This window comes from Bacillus sp. S2(2019), assembly GCF_005144805.1.
GTDB lineage: Bacteria > Bacillota > Bacilli > Bacillales > Bacillaceae > Bacillus > Bacillus altitudinis.
The window spans coordinates 1-707 of sequence record NZ_SWFL01000018.1; the positions used below are offsets into that span (position 1 = coordinate 1).

At 36.2% G+C, this 707-nt stretch carries 1 tRNA gene and 1 rRNA gene; both read right to left on the bottom strand.

The features are described 5' to 3' along the window. Window positions 1-50: 50 nt before the first annotated feature. Window positions 51-126: transfer RNA gene (locus FBF75_RS19580), tRNA-Val, on the bottom strand. Window positions 127-627: 501 nt separating this feature from the next. Next, a 5S ribosomal RNA gene (gene rrf / locus FBF75_RS20070) occupies window positions 628-707 on the bottom strand; the annotation flags it as partial.

Below are 707 nucleotides of genomic sequence, written 5' to 3' on the forward strand. Positions count from 1 at the left end.
AGTTGAGCTACACCGGCTTTATCTATCCTAACATTATGTAAGAATAAATATGGTGGAGGATGACGGGCTCGAACCGCCGACCCTCTGCTTGTAAGGCAGATGCTCTCCCAGCTGAGCTAATCCTCCACTATGTAGGAATCTCTCGATCCGACAAAGATTATTATATACAGGTTTTACTCATTTGTAAAGGCTATATTAAAAAAATTTTATTTCATTTTTCATGACGTATTTCTTTTAACAGATGATGTTTATGTTACCAGTCAAAATAGCTTCAATTCAGCGATTAACAGCTGTATTTCTCTTCTCTATATTCTCTTTAAAAACGAGTAAATCCTTTAAAAATATCAGCAGCCTTTCAATTTTTATACTTTAATGATATAGATATTTCTTCATTTTAACTGTTAAACGCAATGAATGTTTTGACTATACACCTGCTATTCTTTCTCTCTATTATTTTTCTCTACATTTAAAAGTGAACATGCTTCATAGACTTTCTCGTTGTTTGAGAGCATCTGCACACTTGTCGTCAATTAAATCAATCTGGTTCATACAACATATCAATTAGGTTCATCTTCTTTCAAAAAACACAAAAAAGACCAGTTCCGACTGGAACTGATCCTTTGAAAAGCTTGGCGGCGTCCTACTCTCACAGGGGGAAACCCCCAACTACCATCGGCGCTGAAGAGCTTAACTTCCGTGTTCGGTAT